Source organism: Candidatus Chloroploca asiatica, from assembly GCF_002532075.1.
Taxonomy (GTDB): Bacteria; Chloroflexota; Chloroflexia; order Chloroflexales; family Chloroflexaceae; genus Chloroploca; species Chloroploca asiatica.
This window is the reverse complement of sequence record NZ_LYXE01000175.1, coordinates 1-2,993: the sequence shown is the minus strand read 5'-3', so window position 1 is coordinate 2,993 and position 2,993 is coordinate 1. Positions and strand designations below refer to the sequence as shown.

At 66.8% G+C, this 2,993-nt stretch carries 2 protein-coding genes; both read left to right on the top strand.

The genetic code is table 11. The features are described 5' to 3' along the window. The first annotated feature begins 99 nt into the window (after positions 1 to 99). Positions 100 to 1,587, top strand: a complete 1,488-nt coding sequence (gene istA, locus A9Q02_RS20995; protein WP_097655035.1) for an IS21 family transposase — start codon at positions 100 to 102, stop codon at positions 1,585 to 1,587. After that, the gene (istB, locus tag A9Q02_RS20990) at positions 1,587 to 2,393 is read left to right on the top strand and encodes an IS21-like element helper ATPase IstB (protein ID WP_097655034.1); all 807 of its coding nucleotides are present in this window, start codon (positions 1,587 to 1,589) and stop codon (positions 2,391 to 2,393) included. Before istA ends, istB begins: the two co-directional genes overlap by 1 nt. Positions 2,394 to 2,993: the final 600 nt, after the last annotated feature.

Below are 2,993 nucleotides of genomic sequence, written 5' to 3'. Positions count from 1 at the left end.
TGATCAACGATAATTAGAATTGCCGGTGGTGATCTTTAGAATTGCCGATCCCATCTGCCTCCGCGATGACCTACCATGACGCCTTCAGAGGAGGGCGTCATGAAAACCGATCACGAGGTACGACAGATGCGACGAGAACGGAGTAAAGGAAAAACTCAGGAACAGGCGGCCGCGCGGGCCGGCATGAGCGTCCGCACGGCGCGCAAATACGAGCAACTCGGCCAGTTGCCCAGTCAGACGAAGCAGCCCCGCACCCACCGCACCCGCCCGAACCCGTTCGAGGCCGATTGGCCTTGGGTCGTGGCCCAGCTCGAGCGCGACCCCGCGCTCCAGGCCAAGACGCTGTTCGCCGAGTTGGCGCGCATGCATCCGGGGCGGTATACGCCCACCCAACTGCGCACGCTCCAACGGCATATTGCCCACTGGCGGGCTCAGTTCGGCCCCAGCCGGGAGGTCATGTTCCCCCAGGAGCATCAGCCGGGCCGCATGGGCCAGTCCGATTTCACCGAGATGAACGACCTGCAGATCACGCTGGCTGGGGTGCCTTTCCTGCACCTGCTGTATCACTTCGTCCTGACCTATTCCAACATTGAGGCGGTGGCGATCTGCTTTTCGGAGAGCTTTGAGGCGCTGGCCGAAGGGCTGGAAGCGTGCCTCTGGCAGGTGGGGGGGGTGCCGCAGCAGCATCGCACCGATAACCTCTCCGCCGCGGTCGTGACCATCGCGGCGGCGGGCGAGCGGGTCTACACTGAGCGCTATCTGGCGCTGGTGCGCCACTACCGGATGCAGCCGTCGACCAACACGCCCGGTGAGGCCCACGAGAACGGTGATGTTGAGCAGGCCCATTATCGCTTCAAGGAGGCCGTGGACCAGGCCCTCCGGCTGCGCGGGTCACGCGATTTCGCTGACCGTCCGGCCTACACCCGGTGGCTGCACGAGTTGGTGCGCCACCGTAATCTTACCCGTGCCGCCCGCTTCGCGGAGGAGCGCCCGGTGTTGCAGCCGTTGCCGACGTTGCCGCTGGAGCCCGCCCAGGATCTGACCGTCACGGTCAGTCGCTTCGCCACCATCAACGTGCTGCGCAACATCTACTCGGTGCCCGCCCGGCTCATCGGGAAGACCCTGCTCGCCCGCGTGCGTGCCGAACGGGTTGACCTCTATCTCGGCATGACCCTGCTGCTCCAGATGCCCCGGCTGCGGGGGGTGAGCCAGCATCGCATTGACTATCGCCATGTCATCGACAGCCTGGTGCGCAAGCCGGGGGCCTTCGCCCAGTATCGCTATCGCGATGAACTCTTCCCGTCCGTCGTCTTCCGCCAGGCCTACGACCACCTCAGCGCCCAGCAACCGCAACGCGCCGACCAGCAGTATGTCCGTGTCCTGCACTTGGCCGCCACCACCAGCGAGCGGGAGGTTGAGACGGCGCTCGCGTTGCTGTGGGAAGCGGGCACCGTGCCCACCCACGCCGCCGTGCGTGACCTCGTGAGCGACCGCACGCCCACGCCATTCCCGGTGTTGTCGCCCCCCGTGCTGGCCTTGGCGTCCTATGACCAGTTGCTGGGGCCGCAGGAACAGGAGGCCGCGTGATGAACCGCTACGCCGAACTGACCACCCTGTTACGCGACCTGAAGCTGCAGGCCATGGCCGACCACGTCTCGGACGTGGCGGTGAAAGCCGTGCGGGCCAACCTGAGCCATGAGGCCTTTCTGTATGAATTGGCCCGGCTGGAGCAGGAACAGCGGACGCAACGGCGGATTGACCGGCTGCGCCGGGAGAGCGGCGTGCCCCGCGAGAAGACGTTTGCGACGCTGGATCTGGCCGGATTTCCGCCCGTGGCCCGCCAGCAGGTGGAACGCGTGCGCCGGGGCGAGTTTGTCGCCCAAGCCGTCAATGTGGTCGCGGTGGGGCCGCCCGGGGTCGGCAAGAGTCACCTGCTGGCCAGCGTGGCGCACACGCTGATGCAGCAGGGGGTGGCCGTGCTGTGGAGCTCGACGGCCCAACTGATGCAGCGGCTGCTGGCGGCCAAGCGCGACCTGCGGCTGCCGCAGGAGTTGGCGAAGCTGGACCGGTTTGCCTGCTTGGTGCTGGACGACATTGGCTACGTGCAACACGACCAGGACGAGATGGAAGTCCTGTTCACCCTGCTCTCGGAGCGCTACGAACGGCGGAGCGTCATGCTCTCGACGAACCTGGTCTTCTCGGAATGGACGCGGATCTTCAAGCACCCGCTGACGACCGTGGCGGCGATTGACCGGGTGGTGCATCACTCCGTGATCCTGGATCTGACGGGGATGCCGAGTTACCGGGCGCAGGCGGCCCGGGCGGCGCAGCAGGCCGCGCCGGCGACGACGGACGCGCCCACGGTGGAGGAGGTGCCGCCACCCGACGCATGAGTGGCTGCGGGGGGGCGGACGTGGCCCCAGCCGACGCCGGGGGTGCGACGACCGAAGCGCCCCCGCCGCCTGGCCTGACCCTTCCGGCGCGTGGTACGCTGGGCGACCCAGGTGCGGGACGGCACGTGGCAAAGGCAGGATGCGCGTGACTGCGGTACGGGCATCCAGGGAGCTGTCCCCCGCACCTGGACGACCACCGGCCCCACGCGCACGGAAGGGCGGCGCGGGGCGCGCCTCGGGCAGCACGGCCAGGGGGCCGCAACGACAAGCACGGGGAGGCTGACGACAACGACAACCACGGGGAGCCTGACGACAACCAACGGCAACCACAGGGAGCCTGACGACAACGCCAACCACAGGGAGCCTGACGACAACCAACGGCAACCACAGGGAGGCTGACGACAACCAACGGCAACCACGAGGAGCCTGACGACAACGCCAACCACGGGGAGGCTGACGACAACCAACGGCAACCACGAGGAGTGGACGCAACGGGCGGAGGCACGACGACGGAACTGGCATTCGCAGGTCACGAGGGAAGGGAGCGGGAACCGGCAAATCTAGTTGACACCAGGCGGCAAATCTAGTTGACATTTAACA

Excerpts from the sequence above, each read along its gene's own strand:
- istA (WP_097655035.1), top strand. The coding sequence starts at position 100 with ATGAAAACCGATCACGAGGTACGACAGATGCGACGAGAACGGAGTAAA.
- istB (WP_097655034.1), top strand. The coding sequence starts at position 1,587 with ATGAACCGCTACGCCGAACTGACCACCCTGTTACGCGACCTGAAGCTG.